The organism is Kitasatospora sp. NPDC058048, assembly GCF_042885555.1.
Classification (GTDB): domain Bacteria; phylum Actinomycetota; class Actinomycetes; order Streptomycetales; family Streptomycetaceae; genus Kitasatospora; species Kitasatospora lactacystinica.
The window spans coordinates 197,162-216,362 of the sequence record NZ_JBHVRT010000002.1; the positions used below are offsets into that span (position 1 = coordinate 197,162).

Annotated in this window: 17 protein-coding genes; 11 read left to right on the forward strand and 6 right to left on the reverse strand. The window is 73.3% G+C overall.

Annotation, left to right across the window (positions count from 1 at the left end; all coding sequences use genetic code 11):
* The first annotated feature begins 40 nt into the window (after positions 1 to 40).
* The 11 genes from allB (at position 41) to ACFVVA_RS02990 (ending at position 11,622) form a co-directional block, all read left to right on the forward strand.
* Positions 41 to 1,429 (forward strand): allantoinase AllB, encoded by a 1,389-nt coding sequence (gene allB, locus ACFVVA_RS02940; RefSeq protein WP_387685072.1) that lies wholly within the window; start codon positions 41 to 43, stop codon positions 1,427 to 1,429.
* A gap of 10 nt (positions 1,430 to 1,439) precedes the next feature.
* Positions 1,440 to 2,636 carry an allantoicase gene (gene alc / locus ACFVVA_RS02945; RefSeq protein ID WP_387685074.1) on the forward strand — a complete coding sequence of 399 codons (1,197 nt, stop codon included), beginning with the start codon at positions 1,440 to 1,442 and terminating at the stop codon, positions 2,634 to 2,636.
* A 113-nt stretch (positions 2,637 to 2,749) separates the two neighbouring features.
* The gene (locus ACFVVA_RS02950) at positions 2,750 to 4,210 is read left to right on the forward strand and encodes a catalase (RefSeq protein ID WP_387685075.1); all 1,461 of its coding nucleotides are present in this window, start codon (positions 2,750 to 2,752) and stop codon (positions 4,208 to 4,210) included.
* Positions 4,211 to 4,463: 253 nt separating this feature from the next.
* Positions 4,464 to 5,243: an IclR family transcriptional regulator gene (locus ACFVVA_RS02955; RefSeq protein WP_387685077.1), complete on the forward strand. Its 780-nt coding sequence runs from the start codon at positions 4,464 to 4,466 to the stop codon at positions 5,241 to 5,243.
* A gap of 207 nt (positions 5,244 to 5,450) precedes the next feature.
* Complete coding sequence (locus tag ACFVVA_RS02960; protein ID WP_387685079.1) at positions 5,451 to 6,365, forward strand: metal-dependent hydrolase; 915 nt, start codon at positions 5,451 to 5,453, stop codon at positions 6,363 to 6,365.
* Between the two features lie 39 nt (positions 6,366 to 6,404).
* Positions 6,405 to 7,493, forward strand: coding sequence for a PDR/VanB family oxidoreductase (locus tag ACFVVA_RS02965; protein ID WP_387685081.1), 1,089 nt, complete (start codon positions 6,405 to 6,407; stop codon positions 7,491 to 7,493).
* A gap of 25 nt (positions 7,494 to 7,518) precedes the next feature.
* Positions 7,519 to 8,469, forward strand: a complete 951-nt coding sequence (locus tag ACFVVA_RS02970) for a M24 family metallopeptidase (RefSeq protein ID WP_387685083.1) — start codon at positions 7,519 to 7,521, stop codon at positions 8,467 to 8,469.
* Positions 8,466 to 10,226: an SDR family oxidoreductase gene (locus tag ACFVVA_RS02975; protein ID WP_387685085.1), complete on the forward strand. Its 1,761-nt coding sequence runs from the start codon at positions 8,466 to 8,468 to the stop codon at positions 10,224 to 10,226. Before ACFVVA_RS02970 ends, ACFVVA_RS02975 begins: the two co-directional genes overlap by 4 nt.
* A gap of 95 nt (positions 10,227 to 10,321) precedes the next feature.
* Positions 10,322 to 10,516, forward strand: coding sequence for a type II toxin-antitoxin system VapB family antitoxin (locus tag ACFVVA_RS02980; protein WP_387685087.1), 195 nt, complete (start codon positions 10,322 to 10,324; stop codon positions 10,514 to 10,516).
* Positions 10,513 to 10,929, forward strand: a complete 417-nt coding sequence (locus ACFVVA_RS02985; RefSeq protein ID WP_359911749.1) for a PIN domain nuclease — start codon at positions 10,513 to 10,515, stop codon at positions 10,927 to 10,929. Before ACFVVA_RS02980 ends, ACFVVA_RS02985 begins: the two co-directional genes overlap by 4 nt.
* Positions 10,930 to 11,001: 72 nt before the next feature.
* A complete protein-coding gene (locus tag ACFVVA_RS02990; protein ID WP_359911746.1) occupies positions 11,002 to 11,622 on the forward strand; it encodes a LysE family translocator in 621 nt (206 codons plus the stop codon).
* A gap of 21 nt (positions 11,623 to 11,643) precedes the next feature.
* Here ACFVVA_RS02990 and ACFVVA_RS02995 read toward each other — a convergent pair whose 3' ends face one another.
* From ACFVVA_RS02995 to ACFVVA_RS03020, 6 genes are all read right to left on the reverse strand, one after another.
* Positions 11,644 to 11,937 (reverse strand): hypothetical protein, encoded by a 294-nt coding sequence (locus ACFVVA_RS02995; RefSeq protein WP_380547134.1) that lies wholly within the window; start codon positions 11,935 to 11,937, stop codon positions 11,644 to 11,646.
* A gap of 100 nt (positions 11,938 to 12,037) precedes the next feature.
* Positions 12,038 to 13,243, reverse strand: a complete 1,206-nt coding sequence (locus ACFVVA_RS03000) for an XdhC family protein (RefSeq protein ID WP_387685090.1) — start codon at positions 13,241 to 13,243, stop codon at positions 12,038 to 12,040.
* 135 nt (positions 13,244 to 13,378) lie between these two features.
* The gene (locus tag ACFVVA_RS03005) at positions 13,379 to 14,890 is read right to left on the reverse strand and encodes an NCS2 family permease (RefSeq protein ID WP_387685092.1); all 1,512 of its coding nucleotides are present in this window, start codon (positions 14,888 to 14,890) and stop codon (positions 13,379 to 13,381) included.
* Positions 14,891 to 15,212: 322 nt separating this feature from the next.
* Positions 15,213 to 17,591, reverse strand: coding sequence for a xanthine dehydrogenase subunit D (gene pucD / locus ACFVVA_RS03010; RefSeq protein ID WP_387685094.1), 2,379 nt, complete (start codon positions 17,589 to 17,591; stop codon positions 15,213 to 15,215).
* Positions 17,588 to 18,076 carry a (2Fe-2S)-binding protein gene (locus ACFVVA_RS03015; protein ID WP_387685096.1) on the reverse strand — a complete coding sequence of 163 codons (489 nt, stop codon included), beginning with the start codon at positions 18,074 to 18,076 and terminating at the stop codon, positions 17,588 to 17,590. The genes pucD and ACFVVA_RS03015 overlap by 4 nt, the downstream gene beginning before the upstream one ends.
* Entirely contained in the window at positions 18,073 to 18,960 is an 888-nt protein-coding gene (locus ACFVVA_RS03020) for an FAD binding domain-containing protein (protein WP_387685098.1), read from the reverse strand. The genes ACFVVA_RS03015 and ACFVVA_RS03020 overlap by 4 nt, the downstream gene beginning before the upstream one ends.
* Positions 18,961 to 19,201 lie beyond the last annotated feature (241 nt).

Here is a 19,201-nt window from a genome sequence, read left to right on the forward strand (position 1 = left end):
CTGCTCCACCACCCTCGACTCCCAGGTTTCGGAGGTCCCCATGCCTTTCGGCCAGCCCACGGTGATCCGCTCCCGCCGGGCGGTCCTGCCCGACGGCGAGCGCCCCGCGGACGTGCTGATCCAGGGCGGGACGATCGCCCGCACGGCCCCGCACGGTTCGCTGGCGGCCGACGGGGGCGAGCTCGTCGACCTCGGCGACACCGCCCTGCTGCCCGGCCTGGTCGACACCCACGTGCACGTCAACGAGCCCGGCCGCACCGAGTGGGAGGGCTTCGCCACCGCCACCCGGGCCGCCGCGGCCGGCGGCGTCACCACGATCATCGACATGCCGCTCAACTCGATCCCGCCCACCACCACGGTGGCGGGGCTGGCGCTCAAGCGGAAGACCGCCGAAGGCCAGGCCTGGGTCGACCTCGGCTTCTGGGGCGGCGCCGTCCCCGGCAACGTCGCCGACCTCGAACCGCTGCACCGGGAGGGCGTGTTCGGCTTCAAGAGCTTCCTCGCCCCCTCCGGAGTGGACGAGTTCCCGTACGTCGAGGCCGCGGACCTGGAGGCGGCGCTGGCGGAGCAGGCCCGGATCGGGGCACTGGCGATCATCCACGCCGAGGACCCGGCCGTGCTCGCCGCCGCCCCGCAGCAACCCGGCGTCCACTACCGGGACTTCCTGGCCTCCCGGCCCGCCGCCGCGGAGACCGCGGCGGTCGCCCGGCTGCTCGACGCGGCCCGGCGCACCGGCGCCCGGGTGCATGTCCTGCACGTCTCCTCCGCCGCCGTCCTGCCGCTGCTGAGGCAGGCCCGCGAGGACGGCGTACGGGTGACCGCCGAGACCTGTCCGCACTACCTGACGCTCGCGGCCGAGCAGGTGCCGGACGGCGACACCGCCTTCAAGTGCTGTCCGCCGATCCGCGACGAGTCCAACCGGGACGCGCTCTGGGAGGCCCTGGCGAACGGCGAGTTCATCGCCGTCGTCTCCGACCACTCGCCGTCCACCCCCGACCTCAAGCTGCTGCCCGAGTACGGCGGCAGCGGCGACTTCGCGGCCGCCTGGGGCGGCATCGCCTCGCTCCAGCTCGGCCTGCCGGCCGTCTGGACCGAGGCCCGCCGCCGCGGCCGCACCCTGTCCGACGTGGTGCGCTGGATGTCCGCCGGACCGGCCGAACTGGTCGGCCTCACCGGCACCAAGGGCGCCATCGCCGCCGGTCACGACGCGGACCTGGTCGCCTTCGACCCCGAGGGCGGGTTCGCCGTCCGGGCGAGCGGGCTGCACCACCGCAACCCGGTGACCCCCTACGCCGGCCGGAGCCTCACCGGCGCGGTGCGCACCACCTGGCTGCGCGGCCGCGAGGTGGACCCCGCGGCCCGCCCCTTCGGCCGGCAGCTCGCCCGGCCCCGATCCCGTCCCACCACCACCCCGTCCGTACGCGCCTAAAGGAGAGTCAGTGACCACTGCCGACACCCCGAGTGCTCCCTTCACCGAGCTGGTCAACCTGGCCTCCCGACTGCTCGGCGCGGGCGTCGTCGCCACCAACGAGGACACCTTCGCGGACGCCGAGAACCTGCTGGTCGCCAAGCCGGCCGAGTTCCGCCCGCACACCTTCGGCCACAAGGGCCAGATCATGGACGGCTGGGAGTCCAAGCGCCGCCGCGGGGTCTCCGCCGAGCAGCCGCACCCCACCGACGAGGACCACGACTGGACGATCGTGCGGCTCGGCGTCGCCGGGGTGGTCCACGGCGTGATCGTGGACACCGCCCACTTCACCGGCAACTACCCGGAGTCCGCCTCGGTCGAGGCCGCGTCCGTCCCCGGCCACCCCTCGCCCGAGGAACTCCGGGGCGCCGAGTGGAGCACGATCGTGCCGCGCACCGCGCTGAGCGGCGACACCGCCCACGAGTTCGCCGTCGCGGACGGCACCCGCTTCACCCATGTGCGGCTGAACATCTTCCCGGACGGCGGCGTCGCCCGGCTGCGGGTGCACGGCGAGGTGCTGCCCGACCCGCGCGAACTGGACGGCCTCACCTTCGACCTGGCCGCCCAGGAGTACGGCGGTGTGGCCGAGGCGGCGTCCGACCGCTACTTCTCCTCCCCGCACAACCTGAACGCTCCCGGCCGTGCCTCCGTCATGGGCGACGGCTGGGAGACCCGGCGTCGGCGCGACAAGGCCAACGACTGGGTGCAGATCGCCCTGGCCGGGGGCGGTGAGGTCCTGGCCGCCGAAGTGGACACCTCCTGCTTCGTCGCCAATGCCCCCGGCTGGGCCGACCTGATCGGCTTCGACGCCTCGACCGGGGCGGACCCGGCCGACGGCGAGTGGTTCGAACTCCTGCCCCGCACAAGGCTCCAGCCCGACACCCGGCACCGCTTCCGGCTCGACACCGGCCGCCCGGTGACCCACGTGCGCATCAACGTCCACCCGGACGGCGGCCTGGCCCGCCTCCGGCTCACCGGCCGCCTCACCGGGGCCGGCCGCGCGGCCCTCGCGCTGCGCTGGTTCAACGCCCTCCCGGCCGCCGAGGCCGTCGCGGCCCTCACCGGGGCCGGTGTTGCCGCCGAGGAGGCCGCCGCGCTGACCGCCGCCCGCCCCGCGGCCGACCCGGTGACGGCCGCGACCGTCGTCCGGAGCCTGTTCGGCGGCTGACGATCCGTCGGACCTCTCGCCCCGGAACCCGTGGAACCCGTCCGGGGCGGGATCTGACGATGCGTCACCCATCCCTGCGCGCACCGCCCTTATCGACACCCGAAGGACCCTCCATGCCCAAGATCCTGACCACGGAGTCCGGCGCCCCGGTCGCCGACAACCAGAACTCGGCCTCGGCCGGCGCGTACGGCCCGCTGCTGATCCAGGACCAGCAACTGCTGGAGAAACTGGCCCGGTTCAACCGCGAACGGATCCCGGAGCGGGTCGTGCACGCCCGCGGCTCCGGCGCGTACGGCTACTTCGAGGTCACCGACGAGGTCGCGCGGTACACCCGGGCGGGCTTCCTCTCCGAGGTCGGCAGGCGCACCGAGGTCTTCCTGCGCTTCTCCACCGTGGCCGGCAACCTGGGCTCCGGCGACGCGGTGCGCGACCCGCGCGGCTTCGCGGTGAAGTTCTATACCGAGGAGGGCAATTACGACCTCGTCGGCAACGACACGCCGGTGTTCTTCATCAAGGACCCGGTCAAGTTCCCGGACTTCATCCACTCGCAGAAGCGCGACCCGTACACCGGTGTGCAGGAGGCGGACAACGTCTGGGACTTCTGGTCCCACTCGCCGGCCTCGACCCACCAGATCACCTGGCTGTTCGGCGACCGCGGCATCCCGGCCTCGTACCGCCACATGAACGGCTACGGCTCCCACACCTACCAGTGGGTCAACGCCGACGGTGACGCCTACTGGGTGAAGTACCACTTCAGGACCAACCAGGGCATCCGCTGCCTGGACGGCGGCCAGGCCGCCGAGGTCGTCGGCGGCGACGCCGACTCGCACCAGCGCGACCTCCACCAGGCCATCGAGCGCGGGGTGTTCCCGTCCTGGACCCTCCACGTCCAGCTGATGCCGGTCGCCGACGCCGCGGGCTACCGCTTCAACCCCTTCGACCTCACCAAGGTCTGGCCGCACGCCGACTACCCGCTGGTCAAGGTCGGCCGCCTGGTCCTCAACAGGAACCCGGAGAACGTCTTCGCCGAGGTCGAGCAGGCCGCGTTCTCGCCGAACAACTTCGTGCCCGGCATCGGCCCGTCCCCGGACAAGATGCTCCAGGGCCGCCTGTTCGCCTACGCGGACGCCCAGCGCTACCGCCTCGGCGTCAATCACACCCAGCTGCCGGTGAACGCCCCGCGCGCCACCGAGGCCGCCAACTACGGCCGGGACGGCCTGATGGCGGTCAACGGCGCCGGTCGCGGCAGGAACTACGAGCCCAACTCGTACGGCGGGCCGGCCCAGACCGGCGACGCGCTGTCCGCGCCGGTCGAGGTGGCGGGGCACACCGGCAGCTGCGCCACCCCGGCGCACACCAAGGACGACGACTTCTTCCAGGCCGGCGAGCTGTACCGGCTGATGTCGGCAGGCGAGAAGTCCCGTCTGATCGACAACCTCGCGGGCTCTCTGGCGCAGGTCTCGCGGGACGACGTGGTGGAGCGCAACCTCGCCCACTTCCGCGCCGCGGACGAGGAGTTCGGCGCCCGGCTGGCCGCCGCCGTCACCACCCTGCGGGCGGGCGACGAGGGCTGAGCGCCGGCGGCGGGCCGGCCCACCATCCGCACCACCGTCCCCACGGCCGCCGGGCCCGCACCCGGCGGCCCCGCGGGCGGGCCCCTCCCCCCTGGGCCGTGGGGGCGGGGCCCGCCGCGTCGTCCCAGGTCGGGCGGTGGGGCGCCACGGATTGTCCACGGATCTGCACGGACGGCAGCCGTCGGAGCCGCCGGGTCGATAGGCTGGTGGGTGCCCGCGGTCGCTCCGTGGGGGGACATCGGAAGGGGACGACATGTCGACACCAGCCCCGGGTCGTCACGCCGCTTTGGACCAGGGCCCTGCGGGCTCGTTCACCTCCCTCCAGCACGCCCTCAGACTGCTGGAGGCGGTCGACCGCCACCCCGACGGTGCCACCCTGGTGGCCCTCGCCCGGGAGACCTCGCTCGGGCTGCCCACCGTGCGTCGGCTCGCCGAGATCCTGGAGGTCGAGGGCTATCTCCAGTGCCAGGACGGCGGTTGGCTGCTGGGCGGCACCTTCGCCCTGCTCGGCCAGCACAACCGGGAGCAGCTGGTGAAGGCCCGGCTCAACCGCAAGCTCGCCGAACTCCGGGACGAGCTGGGCGCCGCCGTGTACTTCAGCCGTTACCACGACGGCGAGTTGTCGGTGGAGGCGGTCTCGGCCGCCGACTACGCGCCGGCCGTGCAGGAGTGGGTGGACTTCCGGGCCACCGCGCACGCCAGCGCGATCGGCAAGTGCCTGCTCGGCCAGCTGGACGCGGACGCCCGGCGGGACCACCTCTCCCGGCACCCGGTCGCCCGGCTCACCTCCCGCACCGTCACCGACGCCGACCAGCTGATGCACCGCTTGGAGCGGCAGCCGGCCACGGTGCCGGTGCTGGACATTCAGGAGTACGCGCTGGGCACGGTGTGCGCGGCGGTGCCGATCACGGCGGGCAGTACGGTCGGCTGCCTGGCCACCTCGATGCCGGCGGACAGCGTCCACAAGTTGAAGGCGGCCGCCGAGCTGCTGGCGGCCCGGGCGGCGCCGCTGATGCTGGCGATGGCGGTCTGACGTCAAGCCGGCGCCCGCGCGGACGAGTTCGAGGAGGCCCCGCCGGGAGACCGGTGGGGCCTCCCGCGTTTCCCGTGGTGGCCGCCGGTGCGCGGCACTTATTAGACTCGATGTCGATAAGGGTCGCCGAACCCCTTGTCCTGACGGCTACCCGCGAGTACGTTTCCCTGGAGCCGAGCCGCCGCCCCCAGGTCAGGAGGGCCTGCCATGCCCCGTTCCACCCCCGTCCCCGCCCTCGCCGCCCCCGCCGCGCGCGTGCACGACAGCCTCGTGCTGGAACCCCGGGACGTCCGCTTCGACTGGGCCCAGCTGCCGCTGCACTGGATCCCCGACGAGCCGATGGCCACCCACGTCATCAACGTGCTGCACCTGCTGCTGCCCGAAGGGGAGCGGTGGTTCGTCAAGGTGTTCAAGGAGGCGCTGCCGCTCGTCCGGGACGAGCAACTGCGCGAGGAGGTCCTCGGATTCATCGGACAGGAGGCCATCCATGCCGAGGCGCATCAGGAGGTCCTGGACCACCTGCTCGGCCAGGGGCTCGACCCGCGGCCGTACGTCCGGCAGATCTCCTGGCTGTTCCAGCGCGTCCTCGGCGACAAGCCGGGCCTGACGCCGGACCGGCGGCGGGAGAACGTCATCGAGCGGGTCGCCTTCATCGCGGCGATCGAGCACTTCACCGCCTTCCTCGGCAACTGGGCGCTCAACTCCCCGGGCCTGGACCGGGCCAAGGCCGACCCGACGATGCTCGACCTGCTGCGCTGGCACGGCGCGGAGGAGGTCGAGCACCGCAGCGTCGCCTACGACCTGATGGTCCACCTGGACCCGGGCTACCTGCGCCGGGTGCGCGGAATGGCGGTCTCCGGGCCGCTGCTCGTCCACCTCTGGGTGCGCGGCGCCCGCTTCCTGCTCGCCGCCGACCCCTCCCTCGAAGGCCGGCTCAAGCCCACCTGGCGCGAGGCGGGCCGGATCGCCAGGCGCGGACTGCTGCCGGACCCGGTCAAGTCGATCCGCTCCGGACTGCGCTACCTGCGACCGGGCTACCACCCCACCCAGGAGGGCTCGTCCAGCCAGGCGCTGGGCTACCTCGCGACCTCCCCGGCCGCCCGCGCGGCCGCCGGGCGCTGAGCCCGGTCCCGCTCCCACCCACCCCGAGGACCCCGCCGGATGGACCAGCTCACCCCGCCCCCCGACCTCTACGGCCGCCCCCGCCCCGACGGCTTCATGCGCCGGCTCACCGCCTTCGGCGACCGCTACTCCCCGGCCCTCGGCAGCCCGCTGCTGCGCCGCAACCCCCGCCGGCCGCTCAGCCGCCCCACCCCGCCGCTCCAACTGGTCGTCGCCGAGCGCCGCCGACCGGCCGTCGACGTCGTGGAACTGCTCCTCGCCGACCCCTCCGGCGGCCCGCTGCCCGGCTGGCAGCCCGGCGCCCACCTGCGCCTCGTCCTGCCCTCCGGCCGCGAACGCCACTACTCCCTCAGCGGCGACCCGGCCGACCGCACCGGCTACCGCATCGCCGTCCGGCGGCTGCCCGAGGGCGGCGGCGGATCCGTCGAGGTCCACGACGCCCTGCACCCCGGCACCCGGCTCACCGCCCGCCGCCCGCGCAACGGCTTCGCCTTCTGCGCCGAGCCCGCCGTCCTCCTGCTGGCCGGCGGCATCGGCATCACCCCGCTGCTCCCGATGGCCCGCGAGGCGCAGCGGCACGGCCTGGACTGGCACCTGGTGCACGTCGGCCGCAGCGCCGACACCCTGCCGTACACGGACGAGCTGCGCGCCCTCGACCCGCGCCGGGTGGTGCTGCGCACCGACGACGAGCACGGCGGCGTCCCCACCGGAGCCGAACTGCTCGCCCACGCCCCGCGCGGCGCCGCCGTCTACTGCTGCGGCCCGGCGCCGATGCTCACCGCCGTGCAGCGCGCCCTGGACGCCTCCCCGGCCGCCTCCCTGCACTTCGAGCGCTTCGGCGCCGCCCCGGTCACCGACGGCGAGCCGTTCGCCGTCCGCCTCGGCACCGACGGTCCGGACCTCGACGTGCCCGCCGACCGCTCCGCCCTCGACGTGCTGCGCGAGGCCCGCCCGGACCTCCCGTACTCCTGCCACCAGGGCTTCTGCGGCACCTGCGAGGTCCGGGTGCTGGCCGGCACGCCCGACCACCGGGACCGCCGCCTCACCCCCGAGCAGCGTGCCGCCGGCGCCCTGCTGCCCTGCGTCTCCCGGGCCGCCGGGGGCGAGACCCTCGTGCTCGACCTCTAGCTCGACCTCCAGAAGGAGCACCGCCATGGCGAAAGCGACCCCCGCCTTCCGCTACACCGAGCGCGACCTCGCCCGCTTCCGCGAGACCCAGCAGCTCGCCTACGCCTGCGCCGAACAGGTCGCCGCCTGGATCGAGCCCGGCGTCACCGAGCGGCAGGCCACCGCCGAGCTGCGCCGCCGCCTGGTCGCCGCCGGGGTGCAGGACTTCTTCCACGTCCCCTTCGCCTGGTTCGGCGACCGGACGGCGTTCCGGCACTTCCACACCCCGCTGCAGTTCTTCGCCGGCAACCGCCGCCTGGAGGAGGGCATGCCGTACGTGCTGGACTGCGCGCCCGTGGTGGACGGCTACACCGCCGACATCGGCTACGGCGGCAAGGTCGGCGAGAACCGGGTCTGGGACCGCCTGGCCGCCGACCTGGAGGTGTACCGGAAGCTGATCCTCGACGAGGTGCGGGCCCGCAGGCCGCTCGCCGAGGTGTACGCGGCGGTGGACGCCCAGATCGCCGCGCACGGCTACGACAACCGCCACCAGGTCTACCCGGGCCGGGTGATCGGCCACCAGGTCACCCGCAACACCGCGCGCGGCCCGGCCGGGGTGAACGTCCTCGGCTTCGGCGTGCGCACCCTCCAGACCCTCGGCCGCGAGCTGATCTCCGAGCGGCTGCACGGCCGTTCACCGCTCTGGGCGGACGGCCGGTCGTCCCGGCACGCGCCCACCCCGGGCCTGTGGGCGGTGGAGCCGCACATCGGCTTCCGGGGCGTGGGCATCAAGTTCGAGGAACTGCTGGTGGTCACCGAGGACGACGCCTACTGGCTCGACGACGACCTGCCGCACGTCCGCCGCTGGACCGCCGGGACCGGGCAGACTGCCACCGGGCGGGCGGCCGCCCCGACCGCCGCCGCCCCGACCGCCGCCGAGCCGACCGCGGCCGCCCCGACCGCGACCGCCCCGACCACCCTGGAGGCCACCCGATGACGAGCCCGACGAAGCGTCCGGCGCAGCCCCCGGCGGCGCCCCCGGTCCGCCGCCGGACCGTCCGTTCCGGCGGCCTCCCGCTCGCCGTCTTCGAGCAGGGCGACCCGGACGCCCCCACCGTCCTGCTCGTGCACGGCTACCCCGACACCCACGCCGTCTGGGACGACATCGCCGCCGACCTCGCCCGCGACCACCACGTGGTCCGCTACGACGTACGCGGCGCCGGGGAGTCCGCCGCCCCCGCCGACCGGTCCGGCTACCGCCTGGAGCACCTCGCCGAGGACCTGTTCGCCGTCGCCGACGCCGTCAGCCCGGACCGCCCGGTGCACCTGGTCGCCCACGACTGGGGCTCGATCCAGTCCTGGGAGGCCGTCACCGAACCCGGCGCCGGGCGTCGGATCGCCTCGTACACCACCCTGTCCGGCCCCAGCCTGGACCACATGGGCCACTGGCTGCGCCACCGGGTGCGCCGCCCCACCCCCCGCCACCTCGGGCAACTGCTGCACCAGGGCCTGCACTCCTGGTACATCACCGCCTTCCACCTGCCCTACCTCGCCCCCGGCATCTGGCGGCTCGGCCTGGCCCGGGCGTGGCCGCGGGTGCTGCGCGACCTGGAGCACGTCACACCGCGCGCCGACCACCCGCAGTCCACCCTGCGCCGCGACGCGGTCCGCGGCATCGAGCTGTACCGGGCCAACTTCCGCCCCACCCTGGGCAGTCCGCGCGAGCGGCCGACCGAGGTGCCGGTCCAGCTGATCACCCTCACCCGGGACCGGTACGTCGGCACCTACCTCTCCGAGGGGCTGGAGCGCTGGGTGCCCGACCTGACCCGCAGGACGCTGCACGCCGGCCACTGGTCGGCGCTGCTGGAGAAGGGAGCCATCGTGGCCGGGATGGTCCGCGAGTTCACCGCCCGCATCGACGCGGGGCAGGCCCGACCGGCCGGGGACGACGGCCGGCTGGTCGTGGTGACCGGCGGCGGCAGCGGCATCGGCCGGGCCACCGCGCTCGCCTTCGCCGAGGACGGCGCCCGGGTGGTGGTCTGCGACCTCGACCTCGCGGCCGCCGAGCGCACCGCCGAACTCGCCTCGCTGATCGGCCCGAAGGCGCACGCCTACCGCGTGGACGTCTCCGACGGCGCCGCGATGGACGCCTTCGCGCAGACCGTCGCCGCCGAGCACGGGGTGCCCGACGTCATGGTCAACAACGCCGGCATCGGCCACTCCGGGACGTTCCTGCAGACCACCGAGAAGGAGTGGCAGCGGGTCCTGGACGTCAACCTCTGGGGCGTGATCCACGGCTGCCGCGCCTTCGGCACCCTGATGGCCGACCGCGGCCAGGGCGGCCACATCGTCAACGTCTCCTCCGCCGCCGCCTACCTGCCGTCCAAGGCGCTCACCGCCTACGCCACCAGCAAGGCCGCGGTGTTCATGCTCTCCGACTGCCTGCGGGCCGAGTTCGTCGGCCACGGCATCGGCGTCTCCACCATCTGCCCGGGCATCGTCAACACCAACATCACCCGCACCTCCACGTTCTCCGCCACCACCTCCACCGAGCAGGCCGCCAAGCAGGCCCGCGCCGCGAAGCTCTACGCCCGCCGCGGCTTCCCCCCGGAGAAGGTCGCGAGCGCCATCCTCACCGCCGTCCGCACCGGCAGGCCCGTCGTCCCCGTCACCCCGGAGGCCAAGGCCGCCCGCTTCCTCTCCCGCCTCAGCCCCGGCCTGCTGCGCCTCGCCGCCCGCCTCAACATCACCTGACCGGGTGAATATCGGCTGATCGGGGCATATGGGCCTGCGATATCAAGTATTTTCGATATTGATATCGCAGGCCCGCTCCGCTTGGGAGGCCGACCATGGCCCGTACCGTGATAGACGTCAACGACGAGCTGCTGGCCGAGGCCGCCGAGATCCTTGGTACGACGACCAAGGTGGCCACCGTCAACGCCGCCCTTGAAGATCTCGTGAAGCGCCGCAAGCGCGAGACTTTCATGGACTGGCTCGCCGAGGGCGGACTGCCTGACCTCACCGGACCGGTGGAAAAGGAATGAGTGAGCGCTTCCTGATCGACAAGTCGGCTTTCGCTCGCTTCTCCAAGCCGACGGTCAGGTCGGTCCTCAGGCCGAGGATCGTCAGAGGGCTCGTTGCCATCTGCGGCGCTGTCGAGCTGGAGATCATGCACAGCGCCCGTTCCAAGGCCGACGCCCTTCGGATCCGGGAGGGCCTGAGCGGCTTCGACTGGTTGCCCACGCCCGACGAGGTGTGGGACCGGGCCATCGAGGTGCAGGCCCTCCTGACCTCGTCGGGCAACTGGCGGGCGCTGTCGGTGCCGGACCTCGTCGTCGCGGCCACCGCCGAGCGTCACGGGGCCACGGTGCTCCACTACGACGGTGACTTCGACATGATCGCCGCCGTCACCGGCCAGCCCACCGAGTGGGTCGTGCCTCCGGGGTCGGCGGACTGACGGATCGGTCGGCCGGGTGGCCCCCGCCCCGGCGGGCGGGGGCCGGTCGGGGCTGTGAGAGCATCGAGGTCCATGGAGATGACAACGGCTCTGTGGTCCTTCGCCCTCGTCGTGGGGCTGCTCACCCTCACCCCCGGTCTCGACACCGCGCTGATCCTGCGGACCTCCGCCCTGGGACGGCGCCGGCAGGCGTGGGGGGTCGTGCTGGGGATCCAGACCGGGACGCTGCTCTGGGGGACGCTGACCTCGGCCGGGGTGACGGCGCTGCTGACCGCCTCGCAGGTCGGGTACGAGATCCTGCGCTGGGCGGGCGCGGCGTACCTGGTGTGGATGGGCATCGGGATGCTGCGCAACCGGGGCGGCGAGGCGGCGGCCGAGGAGGAGCCGGAGGACGGCGGGTTCGCGCACGGCTGGCGGCGGGGCACGCTGACCAACCTGCTGAACCCCAAGGTCGGGGTCTTCTACGTGGCCGTGCTGCCGCAGTTCATCCCGGCCGGGGCCCCGCACTTCGCCGCCGGTGTGGCGCTGACCTGCGTGCACGTCGTGGAGGGCCTGCTCTGGTCGACGGTCCTGGTGGGCTTCGCCCAGGTGCTGCGCGGCTGGCTGCGCCGCCCGGCCGCCCGGCGGCTGATGGACCGGGTGACCGGCGCGGTCGTGGTGGGCTTCGGCGTGAAGCTGGCGCTGAGCGACTGACCTCCGTCCGTGCCCTGCCGCTCAGCCGCCGAGCCGCTTGAGCCCCTCCATGAGTTCGTCGGCGTTCATGCAGGGGCGGATGTCGACGGTGGCGTTGAGTTGCAGCCAGAACGGCTCGGCGAGGGACGGGATCGAGGCCTCGTCCGCGATGTCGACGACGAAGATCATGGCCCGGTGCCCGTTGCGGCTGAGGAAGTAGGCCGCCTCCGGCTTGAGTTGGGCGAGGGTCTGCTGGATTCCCTCGCCGATCGTTCCATCGGTGATGAGCTTGTTCGAGGTCGCGGTGTCGAGTTCGACCTCCAGCAGGGCACGCATGATCCCTGCTCCTTCCCCGGGCTCGGGGCGAGTCCGCAAGTCCAGCCTCCCGCCGTGCCGGTGGCCACGCAACGTGAGTGGTGCCGGAGCCGCTGCCGGTTCAGGCCGCGTGGGGGCGGGGTGCCGGGCCGTCGGCCGCGCGGCCCTCGTCACCCTCCGTTCCCGTCCGCGACAGGTCGTGGTGGATCGGCCCGTCCGAGGCGCTCAGCGGCAGGCAGCTGCCGCCGCGCCGGTGGGCGACGATCTCGGCGGCGACCGAGACGGCCGTCTCCTCCGGGGTGCGCGAGCCGAGGTCGAGGCCGATCGGGGAGCGCAGCCGGGCGAGTTCGGCTTCGGTGATCCCGGTCTCGCGCAGCTTGGCCACGCGGTCCCGGTGGGTGCGGCGCGAGCCCATCGCGCCGACGTAGCCGACCGGCAGTCGCAGGGCGCGCTCCAGCAGCGGGATGTCGAACTTGGCGTCGTGGGTGAGTACGCAGAGCACGGTGCGTCCGTCGATCCGGCCGAGCTGGGAGTCCAGGTAGCGGTGCGGCCAGTCGACGACCACCTCGTCGGCGTCGGGGAAGCGACGGGCGGTGGCGAAGACCGGCCGGGCGTCGCAGACGGTCACGTGGTAGCCGAGGAACTTGCCGATCCGCACGACCGCGGCCGCGAAGTCGATCGCCCCGAACACCAGCATCCGCGGCGCCGGTACGTACGACTCGACGAAGCAGGTGACGGTGCCCCGCCCGTGTTCGTCGCAGGGGCGGCCGTCGAGGCCGAGCACGAGCCGGCCGGTGCGTCCGGCCTCCAGCATCGCCCGGGCCCGGGCGACGATCGCCCGCTCCAGCCCGCCGACCGTGGAGGGCGTCGGGGAGAGCGCGCCGGTGACGTCGCCGGCGGTGACCGCCAGCACGGCCCCGACCAGGCCGCCCGGCCCGGCGATCACCCGGACCAGCGCCACCGGGGTGCCGGCCGCGATGCCGGCGATTCCGGCGTCCAGCCCGGCGTCGGCCCCCGGCACCACCGGCTGGACGAACACGTCCAGGACGCCGCCGCAGGTCAGACCCACCGCGAAGGCGTCCTCGTCGCTGTACCCGAAGCGTTCCAGCGCCGGCTCGCCGCTCGCGATCGCGGCCTGGCACAGCTCGTACACCGCGCCCTCGACGCATCCGCCGGAGACGCTGCCGACCGCCTCGCCGTCCGCGTCCACGGCCAGCGCCGCCCCGGGGTCGCGCGGTGCGCTGCCGGAGACGCCGACGACGGTGGCCACGGCGAAGGAGCGGCCGGCCGCGTGCCAGGCCCGCAACTGCTCGGCGATGTCCTGCATGGGGGCTCCTTACACGGTTTCGACAGTAGCGGGAGACGCCGCCGTACGGGAAACGATCCCGGACGGCGGCGGTGGTGCCCAAGGTGGTGCACGGCAGTGGAAGGCGGTGGGTGCCCGGGTGGTGGCCGGTGCCGACTAGTGCACGCCCAGCCAGGACTTGACCGGGGTGATCGCGAAGTACACCACGAACACCGCGGTGAGGATCCACATCAGCGGCCCGGGCTCGCGCCACCGTCCCAGCCCGGCCTTGATGACGGTGTACGAGATGACGCCGGCCGCGACGCCCGCGGTGATGCTGTACGTGAACGGCATCAGCACGCAGGTGAGGAAGGCCGGGATCGCCACCTCGCGGTCGGACCAGTCGATGTGCCGGGCCTGGCTCATCATCATCGAGCCGATCACGACCAGGGCGGCCGAGGCCACCTCGACCGGGACGATCCCGGCGATCGGTGAGAAGAACAGCATCAGCGCGAACAGGGCGCCGGTGACGGTGGAGGCGAGTCCGGTGCGGGCGCCGTCGCCGACGCCGGTGGCGGACTCGACGAAGACGGTCTGCCCGGAGGCGCCCGCCAGGCCGCCGACCGCGCCGCCCGCGCCGTCGATGAACAGCGCCTTGGACAGCCCGGGCATCCGGCCCTGCCGGTCGGCCAGTCCGGCCTCGGTGCCGACGCCGATGATGGTGGCCATCGCGTCGAAGAAGCCGGCCAGCACCAGGGTGAACACCGCGACCGAGGCGCTGATGGCGCCCATGCCGTGACCGCCGAAGGCGCCGAACAGGTCGACGTGGCCGAACAGGCCGAAGTCGGGTGCCGAGACCGGGCTGCCGGGCCAGACCGGCACCGAGTTCTTCCAGGCCTCGGCCGGTACGTGCGCGGCCCGGTTGACGATCATCGCGAGCACGGTGCCGCCGCCGACGCCGATCAGGATCGCGCCGCGGACGCCGCGCGCCATCAGGACGAAGATCGCCAGCAGGGTGACGCAGAAGACCAGCACCGGCCAGCCGGCCAGCTCGCCGGTGGGGCCGAGCGAGAGCGGGGTGGGGCCGCCGGTGTGCATGAACCCGGCCTTGTAGAGGCCGATCACGGTGACGAACAGGCCGATGCCGATGGTGATGGCGTGCTTGAGCGGCAGCGGGATGCCGTTCATGATCCTCTCGCGCAGCCCGGAGACGACCAGCAGCACGATCAGCAGGCCGTAGATCACGCACAGGCCCATGGCCTGGGCCCAGGTGGTGTGCGGGACGACCAGCGCGGAGACCGCGCCGGAGACGGAGAGGCCGGCGGCGAGGGCGAGCGGGACGTTGCCGACCAGGCCCATCAGGACGGTGGTGACGGCGGCGGCCAGGGCGGTGGCGGTGGTCAGCGCGGCGTGGTCCAGCTTGGCGCCGGTGGCGTCCGCGCCGCTCAGGATGAGCGGGTTGAGGAGGATGATGTAGGCCATCGCCATGAAGGTGGTGAGTCCACCGCGCAGTTCGTTGGCGAGGGTCGAGCCGCGGGCCGAGATCTTGAAGTAGGCGTCCAGCGCGCCGGTGGGGCGCGGTGCCGGGGTCGACGGGTGGGGGCCGTCCGCGGCGGGTCCGCCGTCGGCGGGTCTGTCTTCGGCGGGTCTGTCTTCGGTGGTGCCGGGTTCCGTGGGGATCCTGGTCATGTCCACTCCCAAGTGTCACAGGGGGTTGGGGTGGGCGAGCCGACCTGACTGCCGGTCAACGAGGCGGCGCAGGGGGACGTATCGACTCACGGGGGCACTCGCGGGAAGGGTGGAGTGCGGGCGGTGCGGGCGGTGCGGGCGAGGGTGGTGCTGGTGCGCACCGCTGCGGACCCCGGCGTGGGCAGGGCAGCGGGTGTGGGGGTGCCCCGGTGCCCCGGGGCGGCGGGGATGACGGTCACCGCCCCGGGGAGGGCGAACTCCGGCCGTCGGCCCGGCGGCAGGGTGCCCGGCCGGGCCCGGCGGCGAGGCGTTCGGCCGGGCCTCAGCCGGGCTGTTCGGTGGTCAGGTGCTCCGGCCGGACCGGGATCCGGTTGAGCGCCAGCCCGGTGGCGTTGCGGATGGCGGCCACGATGGACGGCGTCGCGGAGACGGTCGGCGCCTCGCCGACCCCGCGCAGCCCGTACGGCGCGTTGGGGTCGGGCAGTTCGAGCATCTCCACCGGGATCGGCGGGGTGTCCAGGATGGTGGGGATCAGGTAGTCGGTGAAGGAGGCGTTGCGCACCTTGCCGTCCCGCACGATGATCTCCTCCATCACCGCGAGGCCCAGCGCCTGGGTGCAGCCGCCCTGGATCTGGCCGACCACGGAGAGCGGGTTGAGCGCCTTGCCGACGTCCTGGACGGCGGTGAGCTCGACCACCTTGACCAGGCCCAGTTCCACGTCCACGTCCACCACCGCGCGGTTGGCGCAGAAGGTGTACTGGACGTGGCCGAAGCCCTGGCCGGTCTCCTTGTCGAAGGGCTGGGTGGGCCGGTGGTGGTGCTCGCGGGTCTGCTCGATGACGTCGTCGCCGAGCAGGTCGACGATGGAGACCAGCGTGCCGGCCCCGGCCGAGACGACCTTGCCGCCGGTCAGCACCAGGTCGTCGTGGGTCCAGCCGTAGCGCCGGCGTCCCCGGTCGAGCAGTTCCCGGCGCACCGCCTCGGCGGCCAGCTTCACCGCGCCGCCCGTCATGTACGTCTGGCGCGAGGCGGAGGTCGAACCGGCCGACCCCACCTCGGTGTTGGCCGGGTGGATGGTGACCTGCTCGACACCCAGCTCGGTGCGGGCGATCTGGGCGTGCACGGTGACGCCGCCCTGGCCGACCTCGGCCATCGCGGTGTGCACCATGGCGACCGGCTCGCCGCCGATCACCTCCAGCCGCACCCGGGCGGTGGAGTAGTCGTCGAAGCCCTCGGAGAAGCCGACGTTCTTGATGCCGACCGAGTAGCCGACGCCGCGCACGATCCCCTCGCCGTGCGAGGTGTTGGACAGGGCGCCGGGCAGCCGGCGGATGTCCGGGTGCTCGGTGTCCAGCGGCGGCGGCAGCGGCATCTCCTTGGCCCGCCGGAGCAGTTCGGCCACCGGCGCGGGCGCGTCGATCTCCTGCCCGGTGGGCATGAAGTCGCCCTGCGAGACGGCGTTGAGCTGCCGCAACTCCACCGGGTCCATGCCCAGTTCGACGGCCAGCTTGTCCATCTGCGACTCGTAGCCGAACGCCGCCTGCACCGCGCCGAAGCCGCGCATCGCCCCGCAGGACGGGTTGTTGCTGTACAGGGCGATGGCGTGCATCCGCACGTTCGGGATGACGTACGGGCCGTGGCCGAGCGAGGCCGCGTTGCCGACCACGGCGGGGGAGGCGGAGGCGTAGGCGCCGCCGTCCAGCACGATCCGGCAGTCGGCGAAGACCAGCCTGCCGTCCCGGGTGGCGCCGTGCTCGTAGTGCATCCGCGCCGGGTGGCGGTGGACGTGGCCGAAGAAGGACTCGTCCCGCGAGTAGACGATCTTGACCGGCTTGCCGGTGTGCTGGGCCAGCAGGCAGGCGTGGATCTGCATCGACAGGTCCTCGCGGCCGCCGAACGCGCCGCCGACGCCGGCCAGCGTGAGCCGGACCTTCTCCTCCGGGAGGTCGAGCACCGGGGCCATCTGCTGGCGGTCGACGTGCAGCCACTGGGTGGCGATGTAGAGGTCGATGCCGCCGTCCTCGGCGGGCACCGCGAGGCCGGACTCCGGGCCGAGGAAGGCCTGGTCCTGCATGCCGACCTCGTAGTCGCCGCTGACGATCACGTCCGCCAGCGCCCGCACCTCGTCGGTCACGCCGCGGCCGGAGACCAGCCGCTGCTCGTGGCAGATGTTGCCGTACGCATGGGACTTGTACTCGTGCGGCTCGTGCACGTACCCGTGGGTCTCCGGGTCGAGGCACTGCTCCTCGGTGACGATCGGGGTGAGCACCTCGTACTCGACCACGATCCTCTTCACCGCGCGGCGGGCCGTCTCCGGGTGGTCGGCGGCGACCAGGGCGATCGCCTCGCCGTGGTACCGGATCCTGTCGATGGCCAGGGCCGGCTGGTCCTGGATCTCCAGGCCGTAGTACTTCGAGCCGGGGATGTCCTCGTGCGTCAGCACCGCGTACACCCCGGGCACCTTGAGCGCCTCGGAGGTGTCCACCGAGAGGATGTTCGCCCGGGGGTGCGGCGAGCGCAGCGCCGTTCCCCAGAGCATGTCCTCGTGCCACAGGTCGGAGGAGTAGGCAAACTCGCCCCGGACCTTCAGGTTGCCGTCCGGGCGCAGCGGGGAGCCGCCGATGCCGTCCTTGGAGGCCTGGTTGATGTTCTGGAGGTTCTTCTGTCCCTGGATCGTCCGCTGGACCGTCCGCCCGCTCATTCCGCAGCCCCCGTTCCCGCGCAGGTGCGGGCCGAGGCCAGCCGCACCGCGTCCATGATCTTCTCGTAGCCGGTGCAGCGGCACAGGTTGCCGGACAGCGCCTCGCGGATGTCGTCGTCGCTCGGCTGCGGATCGGCGGCCAGCAGAGCGTCGGTCTGCACCAGCAGGCCGGGGGTGCAGAAGCCGCACTGGACGGCGCCGGCGTCGACGAACGCCTGCTGGACCAGGCCCAGTTCGCCGTCCTCCGTGCCCAGGCCCTCGACCGTGCGTACCTCGCGGTCCTGCACCTGGCCGGCCGCGACCAGGCAGGAGCAGACCGGGACGCCGTCCAGGTAGACCGTGCAGGAGCCGCACTCGCCCTGCTCGCAGGCGTTCTTCGAGCCCGGCAGGCCGACCCGCTCGCGCAGCACGTACAGCAGGCTCTCGCCCTCCCACACGTCGTCGGCCTCGACCGGCTTGCCGTTGGCGGTGAAAGTGACCCTCATGCCGCGCTCCTGATCTGCTTGCCGTAGTCGTTCCAGGTCCAGGTGAGGGTGCGGCGGGCCATCACGGCGAGCGCGTGCCGGCGGTAGTCGGCGGTGCCCCGCACGTCGTCGATCGGCGAGGCCGCGGCCTTGACCAGCTCGCCGAAGCGCTGGACCACCTCGGTGCCCAGCAGTTCCCCGGACTCCCACAGGCCGCGCTCGGCGAGCACGCCCCGGAGGTACTCCTCGGCCTCGACGGCGCGGCGCGGCGTGGGGGCGGCCGAACCGATGCCGGTGCCGACGGTTCCGTTCCTCGGGTGCAGGGCGAAGCCGAACGCGCAGACCGCGATCACCATGGCGTTGCGGGTACCGATCTTCGAGAACTGCTGCGGCCCGTCCGCCACCGGGATCCGCACGGCCCGGATCAGCTCGTCGGCCTCCAGGCAGTTGCGCTTCACCCCGACGTAGAAGTCGTCGATGGGGATCAGCCGGGTGCCGCGCACCGAGGCCGCCTCGACGAACACGTCCCGTCCGGCCGCCAGCAGCGCCGGGTGCGCGTCGCCGGCCGGGGAGGCCGCGCCGAGGTTGCCGCCGACGCTGCCGCGGTTGCGGATCTGGGGGGATCCGACGGTGCGGGACGCCAGCGCCAGCCCGGGCAGCGGACCGGACAGCTCCGCGATGATCCGGGCGTACGGGACCGCGGCGCCGAGCCGCACGACGCCGTCGTCGTTCGACCATTCGGTGAGCTCGGTGATGCGGTTCAGGTCGAGAATCGCGGATGGCCGGTGCACGTCGAAGTTCAGCTCGACCATGACGTCCGTGCCGCCCGAAAGGGGCAGCGCGGTCGGGTACTCGGCCTTCGCCGCGAGTGCCTCGTCCCAGCTGGCGGGCCGAAGGAACTCCATGCGGGTGTCTCCTCAAGTCTTCGCCCGCCGGGTGTCCGGCGGCGTGTCGCCCAGTGAACCGCTGTGACGCGGCCCACTGGCAGTCACCGATGGCATGAAGCCCCGGCTGTGAGCCCGCCCGGCATCCTGTACGTTCCTCTAAGGAGGGGAATCTCGCAGCCCGGGTGTTCGCCGGGTGCTACCTACGACCGTAGTCCGGCCGGGATCCGCGGGCTGCGGACCCGCGCGCACGCCCGCTCGG

What these genes read in the sequence shown, in the direction of transcription:
- allB (WP_387685072.1), top strand. Translation starts at nt 41, where the DNA reads ATGCCTTTCGGCCAGCCCACGGTGATCCGCTCCCGCCGGGCGGTCCTG.
- ACFVVA_RS02950 (WP_387685075.1), top strand. Translation starts at nt 2,750, where the DNA reads ATGCCCAAGATCCTGACCACGGAGTCCGGCGCCCCGGTCGCCGACAAC.
- ACFVVA_RS02955 (WP_387685077.1), top strand. Translation starts at nt 4,464, where the DNA reads ATGTCGACACCAGCCCCGGGTCGTCACGCCGCTTTGGACCAGGGCCCT.
- ACFVVA_RS02960 (WP_387685079.1), top strand. Translation starts at nt 5,451, where the DNA reads ATGCCCCGTTCCACCCCCGTCCCCGCCCTCGCCGCCCCCGCCGCGCGC.
- ACFVVA_RS02965 (WP_387685081.1), top strand. Translation starts at nt 6,405, where the DNA reads ATGGACCAGCTCACCCCGCCCCCCGACCTCTACGGCCGCCCCCGCCCC.
- ACFVVA_RS02970 (WP_387685083.1), top strand. Translation starts at nt 7,519, where the DNA reads ATGGCGAAAGCGACCCCCGCCTTCCGCTACACCGAGCGCGACCTCGCC.
- ACFVVA_RS02975 (WP_387685085.1), top strand. Translation starts at nt 8,466, where the DNA reads ATGACGAGCCCGACGAAGCGTCCGGCGCAGCCCCCGGCGGCGCCCCCG.
- ACFVVA_RS02980 (WP_387685087.1), top strand. Translation starts at nt 10,322, where the DNA reads ATGGCCCGTACCGTGATAGACGTCAACGACGAGCTGCTGGCCGAGGCC.
- ACFVVA_RS02985 (WP_359911749.1), top strand. Translation starts at nt 10,513, where the DNA reads ATGAGTGAGCGCTTCCTGATCGACAAGTCGGCTTTCGCTCGCTTCTCC.
- ACFVVA_RS02990 (WP_359911746.1), top strand. Translation starts at nt 11,002, where the DNA reads ATGGAGATGACAACGGCTCTGTGGTCCTTCGCCCTCGTCGTGGGGCTG.
- ACFVVA_RS02995 (WP_380547134.1), bottom strand. Translation starts at nt 11,937, where the DNA reads ATGCGTGCCCTGCTGGAGGTCGAACTCGACACCGCGACCTCGAACAAG.
- ACFVVA_RS03000 (WP_387685090.1), bottom strand. Translation starts at nt 13,243, where the DNA reads ATGCAGGACATCGCCGAGCAGTTGCGGGCCTGGCACGCGGCCGGCCGC.
- ACFVVA_RS03005 (WP_387685092.1), bottom strand. Translation starts at nt 14,890, where the DNA reads ATGACCAGGATCCCCACGGAACCCGGCACCACCGAAGACAGACCCGCC.
- pucD (WP_387685094.1), bottom strand. Translation starts at nt 17,591, where the DNA reads ATGAGCGGGCGGACGGTCCAGCGGACGATCCAGGGACAGAAGAACCTC.
- ACFVVA_RS03015 (WP_387685096.1), bottom strand. Translation starts at nt 18,076, where the DNA reads ATGAGGGTCACTTTCACCGCCAACGGCAAGCCGGTCGAGGCCGACGAC.
- ACFVVA_RS03020 (WP_387685098.1), bottom strand. Translation starts at nt 18,960, where the DNA reads ATGGAGTTCCTTCGGCCCGCCAGCTGGGACGAGGCACTCGCGGCGAAG.